The 18,631-nt window shown below is 41.1% G+C and carries 15 protein-coding genes; 14 read left to right on the forward strand and 1 reads right to left on the reverse strand.

What is annotated here, in order from left to right:
* The 12 genes from V7K45_RS03045 to V7K45_RS03100 form a co-directional block, all read left to right on the forward strand.
* The coding region (locus V7K45_RS03045; protein ID WP_335000248.1) for a hypothetical protein at nucleotides 1–292 on the forward strand (292 nt) is incomplete at its 5' end.
* Nucleotides 289–3,141 (forward strand): nSTAND1 domain-containing NTPase, encoded by a 2,853-nt coding sequence (locus V7K45_RS03050; RefSeq protein ID WP_335000250.1) that lies wholly within the window; start codon nucleotides 289–291, stop codon nucleotides 3,139–3,141. The genes V7K45_RS03045 and V7K45_RS03050, both read left to right, overlap by 4 nt.
* Nucleotides 3,142–3,367: 226 nt before the next feature.
* Complete coding sequence (locus tag V7K45_RS03055) at nucleotides 3,368–4,336, forward strand: ParA family protein (RefSeq protein WP_335000252.1); 969 nt, start codon at nucleotides 3,368–3,370, stop codon at nucleotides 4,334–4,336.
* A 2-nt stretch (nucleotides 4,337–4,338) separates the two neighbouring features.
* Nucleotides 4,339–4,875: a hypothetical protein gene (locus V7K45_RS03060; RefSeq protein ID WP_335000254.1), complete on the forward strand. Its 537-nt coding sequence runs from the start codon at nucleotides 4,339–4,341 to the stop codon at nucleotides 4,873–4,875.
* 343 nt (nucleotides 4,876–5,218) lie between these two features.
* Nucleotides 5,219–5,350 carry a hypothetical protein gene (locus V7K45_RS03065; RefSeq protein WP_335000256.1) on the forward strand — a complete coding sequence of 44 codons (132 nt, stop codon included), beginning with the start codon at nucleotides 5,219–5,221 and terminating at the stop codon, nucleotides 5,348–5,350.
* Nucleotides 5,351–5,835: 485 nt separating this feature from the next.
* Nucleotides 5,836–6,075 carry a helix-turn-helix domain-containing protein gene (locus V7K45_RS03070; RefSeq protein ID WP_335000258.1) on the forward strand — a complete coding sequence of 80 codons (240 nt, stop codon included), beginning with the start codon at nucleotides 5,836–5,838 and terminating at the stop codon, nucleotides 6,073–6,075.
* A 4-nt stretch (nucleotides 6,076–6,079) separates the two neighbouring features.
* The gene (locus tag V7K45_RS03075) at nucleotides 6,080–9,214 is read left to right on the forward strand and encodes a PAS domain S-box protein (RefSeq protein WP_335000260.1); all 3,135 of its coding nucleotides are present in this window, start codon (nucleotides 6,080–6,082) and stop codon (nucleotides 9,212–9,214) included.
* The gene (locus tag V7K45_RS03080) at nucleotides 9,211–9,687 is read left to right on the forward strand and encodes a response regulator (RefSeq protein ID WP_335000262.1); all 477 of its coding nucleotides are present in this window, start codon (nucleotides 9,211–9,213) and stop codon (nucleotides 9,685–9,687) included. Before V7K45_RS03075 ends, V7K45_RS03080 begins: the two co-directional genes overlap by 4 nt.
* Nucleotides 9,687–11,654, forward strand: coding sequence for a hybrid sensor histidine kinase/response regulator (locus V7K45_RS03085; RefSeq protein ID WP_335000264.1), 1,968 nt, complete (start codon nucleotides 9,687–9,689; stop codon nucleotides 11,652–11,654). Before V7K45_RS03080 ends, V7K45_RS03085 begins: the two co-directional genes overlap by 1 nt.
* Nucleotides 11,655–12,476: 822 nt before the next feature.
* Complete coding sequence (locus tag V7K45_RS03090; protein ID WP_335000266.1) at nucleotides 12,477–13,703, forward strand: pentapeptide repeat-containing protein; 1,227 nt, start codon at nucleotides 12,477–12,479, stop codon at nucleotides 13,701–13,703.
* A 483-nt stretch (nucleotides 13,704–14,186) separates the two neighbouring features.
* Nucleotides 14,187–14,540, forward strand: coding sequence for an ATP-dependent Clp protease adaptor ClpS (locus tag V7K45_RS03095; protein ID WP_335000268.1), 354 nt, complete (start codon nucleotides 14,187–14,189; stop codon nucleotides 14,538–14,540).
* A 208-nt stretch (nucleotides 14,541–14,748) separates the two neighbouring features.
* Nucleotides 14,749–16,278, forward strand: a complete 1,530-nt coding sequence (locus V7K45_RS03100) for a YifB family Mg chelatase-like AAA ATPase (protein ID WP_335000270.1) — start codon at nucleotides 14,749–14,751, stop codon at nucleotides 16,276–16,278.
* A gap of 16 nt (nucleotides 16,279–16,294) precedes the next feature.
* Here V7K45_RS03100 and V7K45_RS03105 read toward each other — a convergent pair whose 3' ends face one another.
* Entirely contained in the window at nucleotides 16,295–16,714 is a 420-nt protein-coding gene (locus V7K45_RS03105) for a hypothetical protein (RefSeq protein ID WP_335000272.1), read from the reverse strand.
* 141 nt (nucleotides 16,715–16,855) lie between these two features.
* Between V7K45_RS03105 and V7K45_RS03110 the strand changes: the two genes are divergently transcribed.
* Both V7K45_RS03110 and V7K45_RS03115 read left to right on the forward strand, forming a co-directional pair.
* Nucleotides 16,856–17,872, forward strand: a complete 1,017-nt coding sequence (locus V7K45_RS03110; protein WP_335000274.1) for a YihY/virulence factor BrkB family protein — start codon at nucleotides 16,856–16,858, stop codon at nucleotides 17,870–17,872.
* Between the two features lie 180 nt (nucleotides 17,873–18,052).
* On the forward strand, nucleotides 18,053–18,604 hold the full coding sequence (locus V7K45_RS03115; protein WP_099101436.1) for a DUF421 domain-containing protein: 552 nt from the start codon (nucleotides 18,053–18,055) through the stop codon (nucleotides 18,602–18,604).
* The last annotated feature ends 27 nt before the right edge of the window (nucleotides 18,605–18,631 follow it).

Genomic DNA, 18,631 nt, shown 5'->3' on the forward strand with positions numbered 1-18,631 from the left:
GGAGCTAGATCAGCAAGTGCGGGAGCTAGATCAGCAAGTGCGGGAGCTAGATCAGCAAGTGCGGGAGCTAGATCAGCAAGTGCGGGAGCTAGATCAGCAAGTGCGGGAGCTAGATCGACAAGTGCGGGAGCTAGATCGACAAGTGCGGGAGCCGTGTCAGTTGTCATCTTCACAACTACAGCTTTTACAACTAGCAGAAATCGTCCGTCATCCTTTCTGCCCCCTACCTCCTGCCTCAAAACCCGTAGGTAGCTTTGTACTTTATGCAAAAGAAAACTGCTGTATGTTATGAGTAATCAGCAAGAGCCAGAAAATTTAGCCTTTGACAATGAGCATTCATTGCAAACTCTGGTGCGAACAATTACCCTTTCTCAGGGAACATTTTCGCTGATTTTACTGCGCTGTAACTATGCTGATTTACGTCAGCGCATGGTACAACGCCTGCGCCAATTATCTCCTATACACATTCGCGAAATTACTTTACCTGCATCAGTCAAAACGCTTTACACAAATATACGCGAACAACTGGGAGATGAACAGCCACCTGCATTAATGATTTTTGGTTTGGAGTCGGTTAAAGATATTGATACAGTTCTGACTTCAGCTAACCAAGTACGGGAGGAGTTTAGAAAGAACTTCCCGTTTCCGATATTGTTGTGGGTTAATGATTCAGTTATGCAAAAATTTATTCGATTAGCAACTGATTTAGAAAGTTGGGCAACTATTATTGATTTTGAAAATCCTACTGATGAGTTAATTAGCTTTCTCCAACAAAAAAGCGATGAAATCTTTGCTGGTGATGTTACGCCGAATCCCCAAATTTGCCGGGAACTAGAAACTGCTCGTCAAGATTTGCAAAACCGTCAAGAGGTATTAGAGCCAGCACTGCAAGCAAGTTTAGAATTTGTGCTTGGTTTAAATGATTATTTACATGATGAGATAGATTCTGCTTTAGCACATTATCAACAAAGCTTAGAGTTCTGGCGACAAAGTAATTATTTAGAGCGACAAGGTATATTACTCGTTAATATTGCTTCAGTTTATAACCGCCACGCTGAAAAAAATCAGACAGAAAATCAACGCTATTGGCAAGAGTCTAGAAATTACTTTCAGCAAGCTATTGAGATTTTTGAACAAGCACAACGTTCAGATTTAGTTGCAAAACATATTACTAAGCTAGGTGAAGCGCTACGACGTTTACAAGCATGGTCAGAGTTGCAAAGCCTTATTGATAAATCTCTGCCGCTACATCAAAATTATGGCACGTCGTTGCAATTGGCTAAAGATTATGGTTTTTTGGCAGAAGTAGCTTTAGAGCAGTCACGTTGGGATGAAGCTGGTCAACTTGCGGGGCAAGGATTACAAATATTAGCTGAGATACCCAATTTACAATCAAATGAATTTAGTTGGTATCGGTTTATTTTAGCTAAATCTCAACAGGGTTTAGGTCAATTTGAAGTAGCAATTAATAGTTTAAAAGCTGCTAAAGCTGAAAGTAATCATCAGTATAACCCGCAATTATATATATCTATATTAGAAAGGTTACGCTTACTCTACTTTGAACAAGGTGAATATCTGAAAGCTTTTAAGATTAAGCAAGAACAATTACAAATTGAACAACAGTATGGTTTCCGTGCTTTTGTTGGCGCATCTTATCTCAATCCCCAGCGACAGGCAATTAATTCTGCACAGTTGCAAGTGGAAAATTCTGAAACCATTGCTCAAGAAATTGCCGCTTCTGATCGGGGGCAAGATGTTAAGCGGTTGCGAGAAAGAATTGGCGGGACTGAGCATAAATTGACTGTAATTCATGGTCAGTCAGGAGTGGGGAAAAGCTCAATCTTGCAGGGTGGATTAATACCAGCGTTGCAACAGCAAGCAATTGGTGAGCGAGATGCTTTACCTATTTTGTTGCGAGTTTATACAGATTGGGTGGGGATGTTGGGACAGAGTTTGGCTAAGGCTTTTGAAGAAGTCAGAGGGAATCAATTATTTGCTAATCTTGATTCTTCAGCCGCTATTTTAGAACAATTGCAGAGAAATGCTGACCGGAATTTGTTGACGGTTTTAATATTTGACCAGTTTGAGGAGTTTTTCTTTGTTTATCCAGACCAAGGTCAACGACGAGCATTTTATGAGTTTTTGCGGGTTTGTCTAAATATTCCTTTTGTCAAGATAATTCTGTCTTTGCGGGAAGATTATTTACATTATTTATTAGAGTTAGAACGTCTGTTTAGTTTAGGTGCAATTAATAATAATATTCTCGATAAAAATATTCGCTATTACTTGGGGAATTTTTTGCCAGACGATGCTAAAGCAGTTGTGCAGAGTTTAACAGAACGTTCTCAATTTTATCTAGAGCCTACACTGATTGATGAATTAGTTCGGGATTTAGCAGGTGATTTGGGTGAGGTACGCCCGATTGAGTTACAAATTGTGGGGATGCAGTTACAAACTGAGAAAATTACAACTTTAAAGAAATACCACAATATTGGACATAACCCTAAACTGAAATTAGTTGAGAAATCACTTGAAACAGTGATTGCAGATTGTGGATATAAAAATCAAGAGACTGCCTGGAAAATTTTGTATCTACTAACAGATGAAAAAAACATCAGACCTTTGAGAACTAAAGATGATTTAGTATTTATATGTGATGAAGCACCGGAAAAAGTAGAGTTTGTTTTAAATATTTTAGTAGCTTCAGGATTAGTTTTTTTAATTTATGAAATGCCAAGCAATCGTTATCAACTTATTCATGATTATTTGATAAAATTTATTCGTAATCATAACAAAAATACTAATCTTTTCATTTCATTAGTAAAGCACACTGATAGCATTCCCGTTGAAATAAAAGCTTGCGATATTCATTGTGACAAGGTAGTATGCGGAAAAGGTTTTATTCAACTCACAGATGATAAAACATTTGTGCCAATTCGTATGCTCCGCGAGATTAATGCAAAGCCTATTGGAGAAAAACAGTATATTAATGGTGTTGCTACAAAAACTGTACAACCTTATTTTGTTAGTATTAAACCTGAAGGTTCAAATATATTTTATAATATTGAGGTATTTGATTGGGAAGGGCAAATCTTACGGCTTGGTAAAGATTTTATACAAAAGATTATCGATCTTAAGTAAAATATAACAGTTTTCGATTGAGTGAGCTACAAGAACCCCACGCCCAAACCGCTCCCCGCAATCGAATATGGGGCTATGATCTACCTCATGTGATTAGTAAATGATATATACAAAGATTGTATTAATGCTTGCTTGACCCTTAATAATTAACCGACTATGATCAAAATAGTATAAATATGTAATATTTATAGCTCGAAAACATGAGTTTAATTTAAATATTTAATAAATGCGTACCATTGCAATTCATACATCTAAGGGTGGAGTAGGTAAAACAACTCTATCAGTAAACCTTGCCTATGAAATAGCAAGGTTAGGAAATAAAGTTCTTATAATTGACTTAGATGATCAAGGGAATAGTAGTTTATACTTAGGAGTCAATCAAGCTGACGATCTTGATAAGGCTAAAACACTAGATGAATTTAATAGAATATTAGAAGAATTTAAAAATAGAAAAGAAATCATAGATTTTATTAGTGCTGACATCTATTCTAAAAACTTCCAATACAAAGATTATATACAAGAAAGATCACCATTTAATAACTATCTAAATTCCTCTGCTTCTAATATTAGGATAGATGTTATTCCTAGTAGCTATAGAACAACGGAAGAAATAGACAGGTTAACCTCTCGTGTTGGCAGAATGGGAAATGTTGCAATGCTTCTAAAAAAAGCGTTAAAAAAGTTTGATAACGAATATGATTATGTGATACTGGATACTTCACCGAATATTACTCCAGCTACACTAAATGGTTTATATGCTGCTCGTTACTTGATTATACCTACTCAGTTAGAGTATTTTTCAGTGTATGGTGTTAGCTCTGTAGTAAGGGAAATTGAGAGAGGAGTTCATGAAGAAATGGGAGGACAGCAAGCCAGAGTTTTAGGTATCGTACCTATGATGACAGAGCCATTACGTGGCAGAGGTAAAGCATCTGCTAGCAAAATAAAGATTAACAATTTTGCTAAACAGCTACTGGAAAGAGCACAATTAGGCACAAAGCTGTTGCCGGAAATTAAAAGAACAAAGAGCTTTTCTGATGCCTCAGAAAAAAGGCTACCTCTGCGAGTGTTTGTGGAACAAAAATCTGAGTCTAAGAGAACGAACAGTGAAAAGGAGGCTGTTGAACAATTATCAAATTTAACAGAAGAAATTATTAGCAGAATTGATCAAGATGAAAGTAGAAGGGGAAATTAAAAATGTATAAAAATATTGAAAGTGGCCCAGGGAAAATTTTTCTAAGTCAAATAAAAACGCCACAAGTAGGATTACACAATTTTGATAAAAAAGACTTATCGAAACTTAGTCAAAGTTTGAACGATTTAAAATATAATCTAGCACTTCCAATTGTTTCTTTGTCTGATGAAGAAGATAAATTTTTTCTGATGACAGGTTTACCGATATATGAATCGGCTATAAAAAGTGGGTTAGAACAAATATGGGTATTTCTTATAGCTCACAAAAAACCCGAAGTTGAAAAACTTATTGAACAATTTGCTTTACAATCAAAACTAAACGACCAAGTAATTGATTCAGAAGATATTAAAAATTTTGTAGAGTTTTTGAATAACCCAGAATCTCTTCTTACTAAAATTCGTGGAATAGGAGAAAAATATGCTAAGAAAATAGAATCTAAACGTCCTTATAACTCAGCAGAGGATATACAAAAACAACTAGGCCCTAAACAGTCTTTGAACTGGCTAACAGCTTATAAAGAATGGAAAAATCAAAGCTAGTTTAAAATTTATTTGTTTAGGCGATCGCAGTAGATTCATCAACGAAGCTGTGCAATATTATATTGCTCAGAAAACCTCAGCCAATCTTAGAGAACAGTTAAAAGAGGGAGCCATCCAACGCGCAGAACGTGATTTGGGGTTGGTGAAGTTTTATTGAGGCGATGTCTGGCGAGAAGCCGTTTCTCTACGAGACGCTGCGCGAATGCGTCTACGCACTTTCTGGAATTATCTCAGACGATCGCCATCTCTTCTCTAACTCCCTTCTTTTCTCATGGGATGATGAAGTAAACTGATTTGCCATGCCATCATCAGCGATAAAACAATACTTCAGCCGAGGTTTTTCATGGCATTAGAAGGAGTGATTTTAGATATTGATGGCACACTGGTTTTAAGTAATGTTGCGATCGCAATTGACAACGATCCAGAAGATTTACTACAGCACTATGACTTTTCTATTCTGGGTGCAAATGCTTAAATACTAAAAGGGTAAGCGATTCTCCAGAGGAGAGGCTACGCCAACGCAGTCAATTCATCAACGAAGTTGTGTAATATTGTCAGCTGTTACGCATTAAAATTGCACATTAACTAATGAAGGTTGTCCTTTGTGATTTGTTCTTTGTCCTTAGAAACACAAAACACAAATGACTAGACCTCTTTCAAAAGTGCTTTTTGCAAGAGGGGAAAAAGGGTAAAGGTTAAAGGGGAAGGGGACAATACAGAATTTTTTCCCCTTCCCCCCTTTCCCTTTTCCCGACTTATGCAAGAAGTCTACATAATGACTAATGACCGTTTATACGGAGTTTGACTTGTGCGTACACCGTAGCTTTTTTAAGGGGGGTTACGGGAGATCGACAAGTGCCTCAAATTACAGCCATTCACTTTTAAAATATTCCCTGAGTAAGAGACAATGAATAAGACACCTGTCCTACGCTAATTGTCCTATGGGGATAAAATACAGAGATGTCTCTAACAAAGCGGCTGGAAATTTTAGATTTAATTCGGGAACTTCGTCACCAGCTCAATCTTTCTCAGAAACAGTTTGCTGCTAAAGTAGGAGTTTCGTTCAAAACAGTCAATCGTTGGGAGAATGGGCATACAGTCCCTTCACGCATAGCGCTAAAACTAATAGAAGAAATGTTACGGAAGATGGGTGAACCTGGCAAAAGACTGCTGACTCAGTATTTTCCAGAAGCAGAGTAGGGTTATGAGTCATAAGGCAAGGGTATCTGAATCGCAAACAATCTTTACTGGCGGTAGAGACAAGGGCGCATTCATCCGGGAGAAACTGCTGCACTATGGTGTTGCTTCCCTATCCGCTGCCTTAGCACTGTCGGCAACTCTGCTACTCCATCCATATATCATGCCAACGCCTGGGGCACTATTTTTTGCTGCGGTGATGGTGAGTGCCTGGTACGGTGGCTTGGGGCCGGGGTTACTTGCTACCCTTTTGTCTACTTTTGCAGTCAATTACTTCTTTTTTAAGCCACTCGATGCGCAGAACATTACAAATCTGAATATTGTAGTTCCCTTGGTAGTGTTCATGCTGACAGCAGGATTAATCAGCTGGCTTAACGAATCACGCCGCACAGCCCAACGGCAAGTAGAGGCAAGCCTGAAGTCACTACGCGAAAGTGAAGCTCGGTTTAGTCGCTTAACCGAGTCCAATATTATTGGGATAATTGTGGCTAATCTGAACGGCTTAATCGTTGAAGCCAATGATGCCTTTCTCAAAATGCTCAATTATACACACGAGGATTTGCGCTCTGGTCGAATCCGCTGGGGCGAGATCGTTCCACTCCAATATATTGATGTAAGCGAGCGAGCGATTCAAGAACTGACAATGGCTGGGAGTTGTAGTCCCTTTGAGCAGGAATACATCCGCAAAGACGGCTCTCTAGTTCCCGTTCTACTTGGTTTTGCTAAACAGGGAGATCGGACAATCATTGGTTTTGTACTTGACTTAAGCGAACGCAAACAAGCCCAAGCAGAAGCCCAGCATCGCTCCCGCCAAGCAGAAGAAGCCCAAAGCATTTTGCAAATGCTCCTAGAACACGTCCCAGAGGGAATTACTATCACTGCTGGTTCTCCTGATTTCCCAATCATCGCTAACAGCAAACTCGCGCAAAAACTTTTGGGCAGACCAAATGAATCTCTGGTTGGTATGTCTTCTGAATCTTATGTTCAGCTTTACAGTCTGTTCTTGGCTGATGGTGTAACGCCGCTCGCCTTAGAGCAACTACCTTTGTACCGTGCTACGCGCTATGGTGAAACGATCCGCGATGAAGAATGCATCATTGAACGTCCAGATGGTACTACAATTACAGCGATCGCCAATGTCGTCCCAATTCGCGATTCCCAAGGTGAGATTATTGGTGCAATAGATTGCTGGCGCGATATCACTAACCGTAAGCTCATGGAAGAAGCACTGCGGCAACGAGAAACAGAACTTCGTTTAATTACAGATACGCTGCCAGTTCTGATTACCTTTGTAGATTCACAACAACGCTACCGCTTCAACAATCAAGCCTATCAAGATTGGTTTGGGCATTCGACGGTAGAAGTTTATGGGAAGCATCTTTGGGAAGTTTTGGGTGAATCCGCTTATGAAGTGCTTCGTCCTTATGTGGAACAAGTACTAGCAGGAGTGCAGGTTACTTTTGAAAGTGAAGTTCCTTATAAAGATGGTGGGACACGTTACATTAGTGCCATTTACGTTCCCCAGTTTAATAGACAGGGAATTGTTGAAGGGTATGCGGCGTTAGTCACCGATATTAGCGAACAGCAAGCTGCGCTACGCGCTCGTGACCAGGCAGAAGCAGCACTGCGCGAAAGTGAATCGCGCTTTCGTCAGATGGCAGACACTGCTCCCGTACTGATTTGGATGTCTGGCACTGACAAACTTTGTAACTACTTTAATAAACCTTGGCTAGATTTTACCGGGCGAACTCTGGAGTCAGAGATGGGCTACGGGTGGGCTGAAGGCGTTCATCCCGATGATTTTCAGCGTTGCTTAGATACATACACCAATGCCTTTGATGCCCGACAAAAATTTAAAATGGAATATCGCCTTAGAAGGAATGATGGCGAATACCGTTGGGTTTTAGATACTGGTGTGCCTCGGTTTGCACCAACAGGGGAGTTTCTCGGCTATATCGGCTCCTGTGTTGATATCCACGATCGCAACTTGGCAGAAAAAGCGCTACGTGACAGTGAGGAGCGATACCGAATTTTAACGGAAGTGTCGCCACAGGCTATTTGGATGGGCGATCGCGATGGTGGTATTACCTATTGCAATCAACACTGGTTAGATTTCACCGGACTGACAATGGAGCAGACCGCTGGCTATGGCTGGATTTATGCTATTCACCCCGACGATCGCGATCGCGTCTTGAAAAGTTCGATGCAGGCTATTGCTAACGCCACCAACTACGAAATAGAAATTCGCTTTCGTCAAGTTTCTGATGGTAGCTATCGTTGGCATATTGTTCGAGGTTTACCATTTCGAGATCCAAGCGGAGAGATTATCAAATGGGTGGGCATCGCCAGCGACATTCACGATCGCAAGGTTGCCGAAGCCGCCTTGCAACAACTCAACGAAATCCTAGAGCAACGAATTCAAGAGCGCACTGCCCAACTCGAAGCCGCCAATAAAGAACTCGAATCTTTCTCCTACTCCGTCTCTCACGACTTGCGGGCACCGCTACGCCACATCGCCGGATTTATCGAATTACTTCAGAAGCGCCATAGCTCAACAAGCTTAGATGAAACAAGTCAGCGCTATTTAAAAATAATTGCCGACACTGCCAAACAAGCAGGGATACTAATCGATGAGTTGCTGACATTTTCTCGGATGGGGCGCATCGAAATGCGCTACATCAACCTGAATATGGAGGAATTGGTACATGAGGTAAAACGCGATTTAATTGCAGAAACTTCAGGAGGCACAATCCATTGGCACATACAGCCACTGCCAGAAGCGCAGGGCGATCCCTCCATGCTGCGACTGGTGCTTCGCAACCTGATGGGCAATGCCGTAAAATATAGCCAGACTCGAAACCCAGCAGAAATTACTGTTGGCAGCATTGACAATGAAAACGAAGTTATCTTTTTTGTACGAGATAACGGCGTAGGCTTTAATATGCAATATGTCCACAAGCTATTCGGAGTATTTCAACGCCTGCATAGCGACCCAGAATTTGAAGGCACTGGTGTTGGATTGGCAAACGTGCAACGCATTATTCATCGGCATAATGGTCGAGTTTGGGCAGAGGCTGTAGTTGACAGTGGCGCCACCTTTTATTTCTCGCTGCCTAAATTGTCCAACAAGGAGAGTGAATGAAAGAACTGAAGCGAATCTTGCTAATTGAAGACAGTGCCAACGATGCAGAGTTAATCCTAGCCGCCTTGTCAGAAAACCATCTTGCCAATGAAGTAGTGGTGGTACGTGATGGAGAAGAAGCACTGGATTATCTTTATCGCCGGGGGTTGTTCCGGTTGCGAATGGAAGGGTATCCTGTTGTGGTATTGCTCGATTTGAAACTGCCTAAAATCGATGGACTAGAAGTGCTGGCGCAACTCAAATCTGACCCACTAATGCGAGTAATTCCAGTGGTGGTACTGACTTCTTCCCGCGAGGAACCGGATTTAGTTCGCTGCTACGAGTTAGGGGTGAATGCTTATGTCGTCAAACCAGTAGATTACCATGATTTCGTCGATTCTATTAAAGGTGTTGGCTTGTTTTGGGCAGTGATCAATCAGCCTCCGGTTGGTGCTTTACCTCCGGCACCTCATCCTCAAAAGGAGAGCAACTGATGAATGTTCTGCGTTTCCTCCTTTTGGAAGATAGCCTGTTAGATACAGAGCTTGCCCAAATGATATTAACCGAAGGGGGAATTAATTGCGAACTGATCCGAGTCGAAACCGATGTTGATTTCCTAGCTGCTTTAGAAACAGACGCTTTCGATTTAATTCTTGCCGATTATGCCTTGCCCTCTTTTGATGGAATTTCTGCCTTGGAAATTGCCCGAAATCGTTGTCCTGAGATTCCTTTTATCTTTGTCTCTGCGGTACTGGGTGAAGAATTAGCGATCGAAGCTTTGAAGAACGGTGCAACCGATTATGTATTAAAGCAACGAATAGGACGGTTAGTTCCCTCGGTGCAACGCGCATTGCGGGAAGCTAAGGAGCGGCGTCAGCGCAAGCAAGCAGAGGAGTCTTTACAGAAGAGTGAAGCCAAGTATCGCCGAATTGTTGATACCTCTTATGAGGGAATCTGGATGATTGACTCCAAAACCCGAACAGAGTTTGTGAATCAGCGAGTATCTCAGATGTTGGGTTATCCAGCAGAAGAAATACTCGGTCGTTCTATATTTGATTTTATGGATCTGGCTGATGATATCGCCGATGAAGCAAAACTGGAGTGGTTCAAAGGAGAAGAGAGCGATCTCAAAGAAGGACGATTGCGCTGCCAAGATGGTTCGTACATATGGACACTGATTTCTGCCAGAGCGATTTTGAACGAACAAGGTGAGTGTTCAGGTGCGATCGCCATGCTAACTGATATCACCGATCGCAAACGCAGCGAATCAGAACGCGATCGCCTTTTGCAACTAGAGCAAATAGCTAGGGCGGAAGCTGAGGCTGCTAACCGAATCAAAGATGAGTTTTTGGCAGTACTTTCTCATGAATTGCGATCGCCCTTGAACCCGATTCTCGGTTGGGCAAAACTGTTGCAGAGCCGGAAATTTGATGAGGTAGGACTCGACAAAGCATTGAAAACTATTGAGCGCAATGCCAAATTACAAGCTCAATTAATTGAAGACTTACTAGATGTTTCTCGCATTCTCCAAGGCAAACTCAGCCTCAATACGATCCCAGTCGATCTGGTATCTACCATTGAAGCCGCAATGGAAACAGTGCATTTAGCAGCAGAGGCTAAAACTATTCAGATTGAGACGAAGCTCGATCCAAATGTGGGGAAAGTTTTGGGCGATCCAGCCCGGTTACAACAAGTTTTCTGGAATCTTCTCTCAAATGCCGTCAAGTTTACTGAGACTAAGGGAAAAGTAAATGTGCGATTGGAGCGCATCGACGCTCAAGCGCAGATTACCGTCACCGATACAGGTAAGGGCATTCACCCTGACTTTTTACCTCATGTATTTGATTACTTCCGTCAGGGTGACAGTACAACAACTAGAAGGTTTGGTGGATTAGGGTTAGGTTTAGCGATCGCTCGTCACTTGATCGAGATGCACGGCGGAACGGTTTGGGCGGAAAGCCCTGGTGAGGAGCAGGGAGCGATTTTCACAGTCAGGTTGCCGCTCATCAAGGACACTGCAACAATCAACAATGACACAAATACTGATTCCTTAACTGCCGCTTTTCCCTCCTCTCCCCTTATGGGTTTACAAGTGCTGGTCGTGGATGACAATGATGATAGCCGCGACTTTTTCAGTTTTGTACTGGAACAGTTTGGCGCGATCGTTACCGCAGTAGCATCAGGATATGAAGCATTACAAGCGCTAACCCAGTCAAAGCCAGATATCTTACTCAGCGATATTGGAATGCCAGAAATGAACGGCTATATGCTGATGCAACAGGTGCGGACTCTGGAAGCAAAAATCGGGGCAAAAAAGATGCCTGCGATCGCTCTGACTGCTTATGCAGGCGAAATCAATCAGCAATACGCACTAAGAGCAGGATTTCAACAGCACATTGTTAAACCTGTAGCACCAGAGGAATTACTCGTGGCGATTTCTAACTTAGTCCAATCTACTTAGGGTTAGCGATCGACCTGAGTAATTAGATAAAGGGAGCAATGCGATTTTGTGAGGTGCTTAAAATTCAGGTACGAAATCACCTATTTAGGGCTGCGATCGCAGCCAAATAACTGTTTTTATTGAGAATTTAGCTCTTTAATTGAGAATTAAAGTCCGATCTAACAAAATCGCATTGCTCCCTTAGATAAACTGGCTTAAGGTTACAGATTTGAAACTATTTTTCACAAGTAATACCAATTCTCTAAAATAAGGCAACAGATGTAAATCAGAAAAGTCTTGCTGTATCTAATCTTAATTGCGAATTGCGAATTGGTATAATATGGTCTTTTTAATTGCCTGGAATACTCCAGGTAATCCAGAAAAATGTTGTGCCTCAACAGCGTGTTGATATAAAAAGTTTATTCTCTTGTCAAAAATTTATCTTCCCCTATTGACAGTAATTTTCAAGTAATTGAACTACACTACTTTTCATTCCCTGTCTGGATCGTGGACTAAATACCTGAAAATTCGATCGAATAAATCTGAGTGAAAAAGAGTGTAGAGATGTAGCAGTACTAAGTCTCTATAAGGTTTCTGGATACAGCATATTTAATTTCATCAGATATCTAATCATTGATGAATAATCAAATCCCTGACTTCTCTAGAAAGTCGATAATCTAGTCGATGTGAATGATTCAAGATTCTTATATAGATAATTTTTATATAGTTGATTTAAGGGTTCGCCAATTTTATCCGTGTTTGTACTCTATCATAACTTTACGGATACTCTTAGAATCAACCTAAATTTACTTCCGTAAGGAGTCGGATATGAAGACTTATGACATGTCTTTCATAAAGACCAATGGACTCACGACTTTGTTGGCATTTGTCTCAGTTATATTTATTTTATCATTCACTCTAATTATATTATTTTTTGAAAATATTCAAGGATTTTCAAATCAAGAAAAAATTGAATACATCACTCAAGCATTAACAACGATTGCCATAATTATTGGGGGATTGGCATTAATTCTTAATGCTTACTATACCTCTAGACTCTCTCTAGAGGAGAATCACAGCTTGTTAACGCAACTCTTAGGTGGAACACTAGCTTGGGATAACAATATCGTAAATTGTATCAATCAAACACAACTAAGTCCCCAAGAAGTTGTTTCCGAACGCTTTTCTAAAGCGATTGAACAACTGGGAAATGAAAAGATTGAAACGCGATTTGCCGCAATTTATGCTTTAGAACGAATTGCCAAAGATTCTCCAAAAGATCATTGGACAATCATGGAAATCCTCGCTGCTTTTATTCGCGAGAATGCCCCAGTGAATAGAGAATATGAGGATGGGCCACTGCAATCATCAAAACTTCCTACAGATATTCAAACAGCCTTAACTGTCATTGGCAGACGCGATTCATCTAAAGATCCAGTCAATCAGAAACTCGATTTACGCAATACAGACCTTGGCAATGCAGACTTAACGGAAGCTAACCTCTCTAGAGCAATTTTTGTCGGGGCTAACTTGCAATGGGTCAATTTTACACGAGTCAACCTCTCTGAAGCAGACTTATCATTAACCTGTCTTTGTGGCTCAATTCTCTATGAAGCCAACCTGCAAAAAGCAATCCTCCCAGAAGCCAATCTCCAAGGCGCAGTTCTTAGAAAAGCTAACCTTTCCCAAGCAATCCTTTACGATGCCAACTTGGAAGGAGCAATCCTTTGTGATGCCAACTTGACAGGAGCAGTTCTTTGTGATGCCAACTTGGAAGGAGCAATCCTTTGTGATGCCAATTTAGAAGAAGTTAACTTCGAGGGTAGCAATCTCCAAGATACAAACTTGATTGGCAGTAACTTGCAAAGGGCAAAACTTGCTGGCGCTAATCTAGAAAGTGCATTACTGAGTACAGCTAACCTCCAAGAAGCTAATTTCCAAGAAGCTAACCTCTGTGGCGCCAACTTGAGCGGCTCGGAAAATGTAGAATCACAGCAGATTGACCAGGCAATTGGCGATCGCACAACTATCCTACCGGAAAATCTGAAAATACCCCAACACTGGCGGTAATAACAAGGTAGGGAGGTATAACTATGCGTCCCTATCGTGTTTAATTTAGTACCCAAAACTAAAAAATTCCCAAAAACCTGATAAATATTCTCTATCAGCCTAAATTTGACGCAATTTAAATCACAAACAATTATGAAACGCCGAGAGGTTTGTAATTCAGAACATCATTAACTTATGAATAATAATGGGCAAAATAAGTATCTCGACAAACTAAATCTATACTGAAGATGAAAGCGATCGCTCTAATGATTCTAGAAGAACTTGAAGATGAAGTTCAATAGGATAAGACCTTTGCGAAGTCCCAAATTTTCCTTGCTAAAGTGGCAGGTGAGGCAGTCGCTGAGTATCGCGCAAGCAAAAGCAAAGCGTTAGATATCGATACTTTGTGAAGTCACGCACTACCGCCTAATTCCGCAAAGCATTTGCTGTACTAACTGAGCAATGCTAATGTAAATATTTAAGCTTAATAAAAATAAATTTTATATGCCGTTACTAATATCTGTTTTTCTTTGTCTCATTATTATCTATTTACTAAATCGTCTTGTTAAGCAGACAAATGAGCCAATTTTATCCAAAAAAATTTTCACTGGAATTGAGACACATGCTCTTATCTTTATTGATGATGATATCAGTTCGATGGAAACAGTTGTAAATACTCTAGTAAGGGTTATTGGAATATCGGAAAAACAGGCAATTAATCTTATGTTTAGAATTCATAAAGAAGGGATGGCGATAGTCTGGACAGGTGATAGGAATTCAGCAGAGCAGCATTTGACGGAAATTCAGAGAACAGGGCTGCAATGTTTTTTAACAGAAATTGTATCCAATAACTTATGATTTTTACTAATGAGGTACATCATAGTCCCCTCTCGAAGAGCGGGGAGCAGGTTGGGGGTGGGGTTCTTGTACCTCACTCAACTGAGAACCGCTATACCACCGGGGAGATTGGCTAGAACATCGAAAATGAAGCTCTATGTGGTTTCACTAATGCCAATCTACCAACTCATCTGCTAGAGATGTCTATTGGTTTACTATTATATAAGCAATGCTTGCTAGAGTCTGGAGTGCATCAATTGTGGGCATCGATGCCGTCAAAGTCGGCGTGGAAGTCGATGTGTCAGGGGGATTACCGGGAATTGTTGTCTTGGGACTTCCAGATTCAGCGATTCAAGAGTCAAGAGAAAGAGTCAAAGCAACTTTGAAAAATACTGGCTTTGCCTTTCCGATGCGAAAGATAGTAATTAATTTAACTCCGGCAGATTTACGCAAAGAAGGCCCCTGTTTCGATTTGCCTATCAGTGTAGGAATTTTGGCGGCTTCTGAGCAAGTTAGCGCTGATTTGTTGGGGGATTATCTATTTTTGGGCGAAGTCTCTTTGGATGGCAGTTTGCGTCCCGTGGCTGGTGTATTACCGATCGCAGCAGCAGCGCAAAAGATGGGAATTGCAGGTTTAGTTCTCCCTGCTGATAATGCCCAAGAAGCAGCAGTGGTTGAAGATTTGGCTGTTTACGGCTGCAAGCATTTGTCTGAGGTGGTGGATTTTTTAAATAATCCGGGGCGTTACAAACCTGTGCAGATAGATAGTACAACACAGACAACAACAGTATCCTACCCTGGCGCAGATTTGCATGATGTGAAAGGACAAGCTCATGGGCGTCGTGCTTTAGAAATTGCTGCGGCTGGCGGGCATAATTTAATTTTTGTCGGGCCACCTGGTAGTGGGAAGACGATGCTAGCAAGGCGCTTACCGGGAATTTTACCGCCATTGAGCTTTGCCGAATCTTTGGAAGTGACTCGCATTCATTCGGTAGCTGGTTTATTGAAAAATCGTGGTTCATTGGTACGCGATCGCCCTTTCCGCAGTCCCCACCACTCGGCATCCGGGCCTTCTCTAGTTGGCGGTGGTAGCTTCCCCCGTCCTGGAGAAATCTCATTATCTCATAGGGGCGTGCTGTTCTTAGACGAATTAACAGAATTTAAGCGGGATGTGCTGGAATTTCTACGTCAACCTCTAGAAGATGGCTATGTGACAATTTCCCGCACCAAATTATCGGTAATGTTTCCCGCGCAGTTTACTTTGGTGGCGAGTACTAATCCCTGTCCATGCGGTTACTATGGCGATACTATACAACAATGTACTTGTTCTCCCCGACAACGAGAGCAGTATTGGGCAAAACTTTCTGGGCCGTTAATGGATCGAATTGATTTACAAGTTGCAGTGAATCGCTTGAAACCAGAAGAAATTACCCAACAACCGACGGGAGAAACATCAATATCAGTACGCGAGCGAGTCCAACAAGCAAGCGATCGCGCAATTACCCGTTTCCAAGGAGAAGCAAATCTGCGTTGCAATGCCCATCTGCAAAGTAGTCATCTCCAGAAATGGTGCAAGTTAGATGATGCTAGCCGCAATTTATTAGAAGCAGCAATTAGAAAATTAGGTTTATCAGCAAGAGCAAGCGATCGCATTCTCAAAGTAGCACGGACTATTGCAGATTTAGCAGGAGAAGATGAGTTAAAAACCAATCATGTAGCGGAGGCGATTCAATATCGCACGATAGATAGAATGCAATAAAAGGGAAAAGGGAACGCTAACACGTAGGAGAAATTAACTGACCAATACGCTTGAGAATTTGCAAAACGGCGTACAGTTCTCTGGCGGATGCAAACGGAGCAAAAACTCTTGACAAATCGTACTGTGGTGTATTTGTTTGCGTCACTTTGACAAATAAAATATCGTCTCCATTCATCACCATCCCAAACAAAGGTTTACAGGGGTTGGGGTTAGCCATCATATAAGCTAGGGTTTGCGGTACAGCCGACCAAACTAAGAGTGTGGTTTTTTTCGACTCCAACACTATCACCCACAACCGATCTTGTAACACTAAAACATCAATTTGTCCGCGCAGTATCTCCTCGTCATCATCCAGAATTAGTTCCACGGATGATTCAGCCTTAATCCTAACTTTATTATCGCCAATTAGCGCCGCAGCTACGCCCATCGTAGACATTGCATTATTATGTCACTATAAAATTCTAAATTCCTCCCCAAGAACGCTTTACAAATACCCTTGGGAGGATGTCGCAACTCAGGAGATCAGTATCCAATATATCAGGGACTAAGCGACATTCCCTACAAGGAGACTGATTGGATGAATTTGCAAGAAATTTGGAAGTTACTACAAGAGACGTTCAAAGAATGGAGTGACGATAAAGCCTCGCGGTTAGCGGCGGCGCTAGCTTATTACACGATTTTTTCCATTGCACCGTTGCTAATTATTGTAATTGCGATCGCAGGTGCAGTATTTGGAGAGGAAGCGGCAAGAGGTCAAATTGTCGGACAAATTCAAGGTTTAGTCGGGGTAGATGGCGCAAAGTTTCTCGAAACAGCCATCCAAAATGCTAACCAACCAAAGACAGGAGCGATCGCTTCGATTATTAGTGTCCTAGTTTTGCTATTGGGTGCTACGGGCTTATTTACTGAATTGCAAGATGCCATGAATACGATTTGGGAAGTGAAACCAAAACCTGGACGTGGCATAAATAACATGATACGCCTCCGCGTTTTGTCCTTTGCAATGGTGATCGGAATTGGCTTTTTACTTTTAGTTTCTCTAGTAATTAGTACGATATTAGCAACATTAGTAACGTACTTTAGTAACTTGTTGCCAGGTTTCGATTTCATCTGGCAGATTGCCAATTTAATCATCTCTTTTGCGATCACAACAGTGCTATTCGGACTAATTTTTAAAGTTCTACCAGATGTCAAAATTGCATGGAGTGATGTTTTAATTGGAGCGGCTCTCACTTCAGTTTTGTTTTCTATTGGGAAATTTTTATTAGGACAATATTTAGGTAATGGCAGTTTTGGATCGACCTATGGCGCTGCTGGTTCACTGGTGGTAATTTTAGCTTGGGTTAACTATGCCGCACAAATTCTTTTCTTCGGTGCAGAATTTACTCAAGTTTATTCCCGAAGGCATGGAAGCGGCATAGTTCCAACTAAAAATGCTGTACATATATCTGATAACACAAACTATAATGGCAAGGCTCCAACAAGACAAGCATCAACTAATAAAAAGCCATCTTCTCGCTTTATTAATCGCTTTTTTCAGTATTTTAGAAAGCCCAAACGCTTAAAGCAGAGAAGAAAAAATCAGCGATTTTAATCTTTGATTACTGGAGATTTATATTTGTAAATCTGATAGATATTGAAGTATCTAAATATCTAGTCCAGTTAATTATTTTTTCTTGCCACAGTTTATGAGTAGAGTATTCAGCAATTCTGAATTTTTTTTATACTGGATTTTTTCCAGAATTCTATTGAATAAGGAAGAAAATCAGTGCTAATGGAAAAATGGTTTTTTATCAATTGGCAAGCAATTTTTATTCCTAGCATCAGCATCTTTGAGTTGATTATCCGCGGGTCGCTGGTCTATTTAGCGCTGTTCTCAGTGCTACGCCTACTTCCTAGCCGACAATTAGGAACACTAGGAATTACTGATTTACTCGTAGTTGTGCTATTTGCAGAAGCTGCTCAAAATGCTATGGCAAGTAATTACACATCAATTACTGAAGGCGCTATCCTGGTAGGAACAGTGATTTTTTGGAGTTACTTGCTGAACTGGTTAGGCTACAAACTTCCCCAATTCCAACGTTTCCTGAATCCGCCACCGCTGCTATTGGTAAAAAATGGTCGGATGATTGAGCGCCATCTGCAACGAGAGTTAATTACAGATGATGAATTGATGAGCAAGTTACGTCAGCAAGGTGTAGAATTTTTAGCTGATGTGAAGTTCGCGTATATAGAGGCTGATGGCAGGATTAGTATTATCATGTCCGATGCAAAAACTAGTTCCGTCCCTGAGCAAAAAGTAGCGTTAAAAAGCGATCTACATTAATTAGACATTAATTAGACTGTAAAATAT

This window comes from Nostoc sp. (assembly GCF_036917375.1).
In the GTDB taxonomy this organism is placed as follows: domain Bacteria; phylum Cyanobacteriota; class Cyanobacteriia; order Cyanobacteriales; family Nostocaceae; genus Nostoc.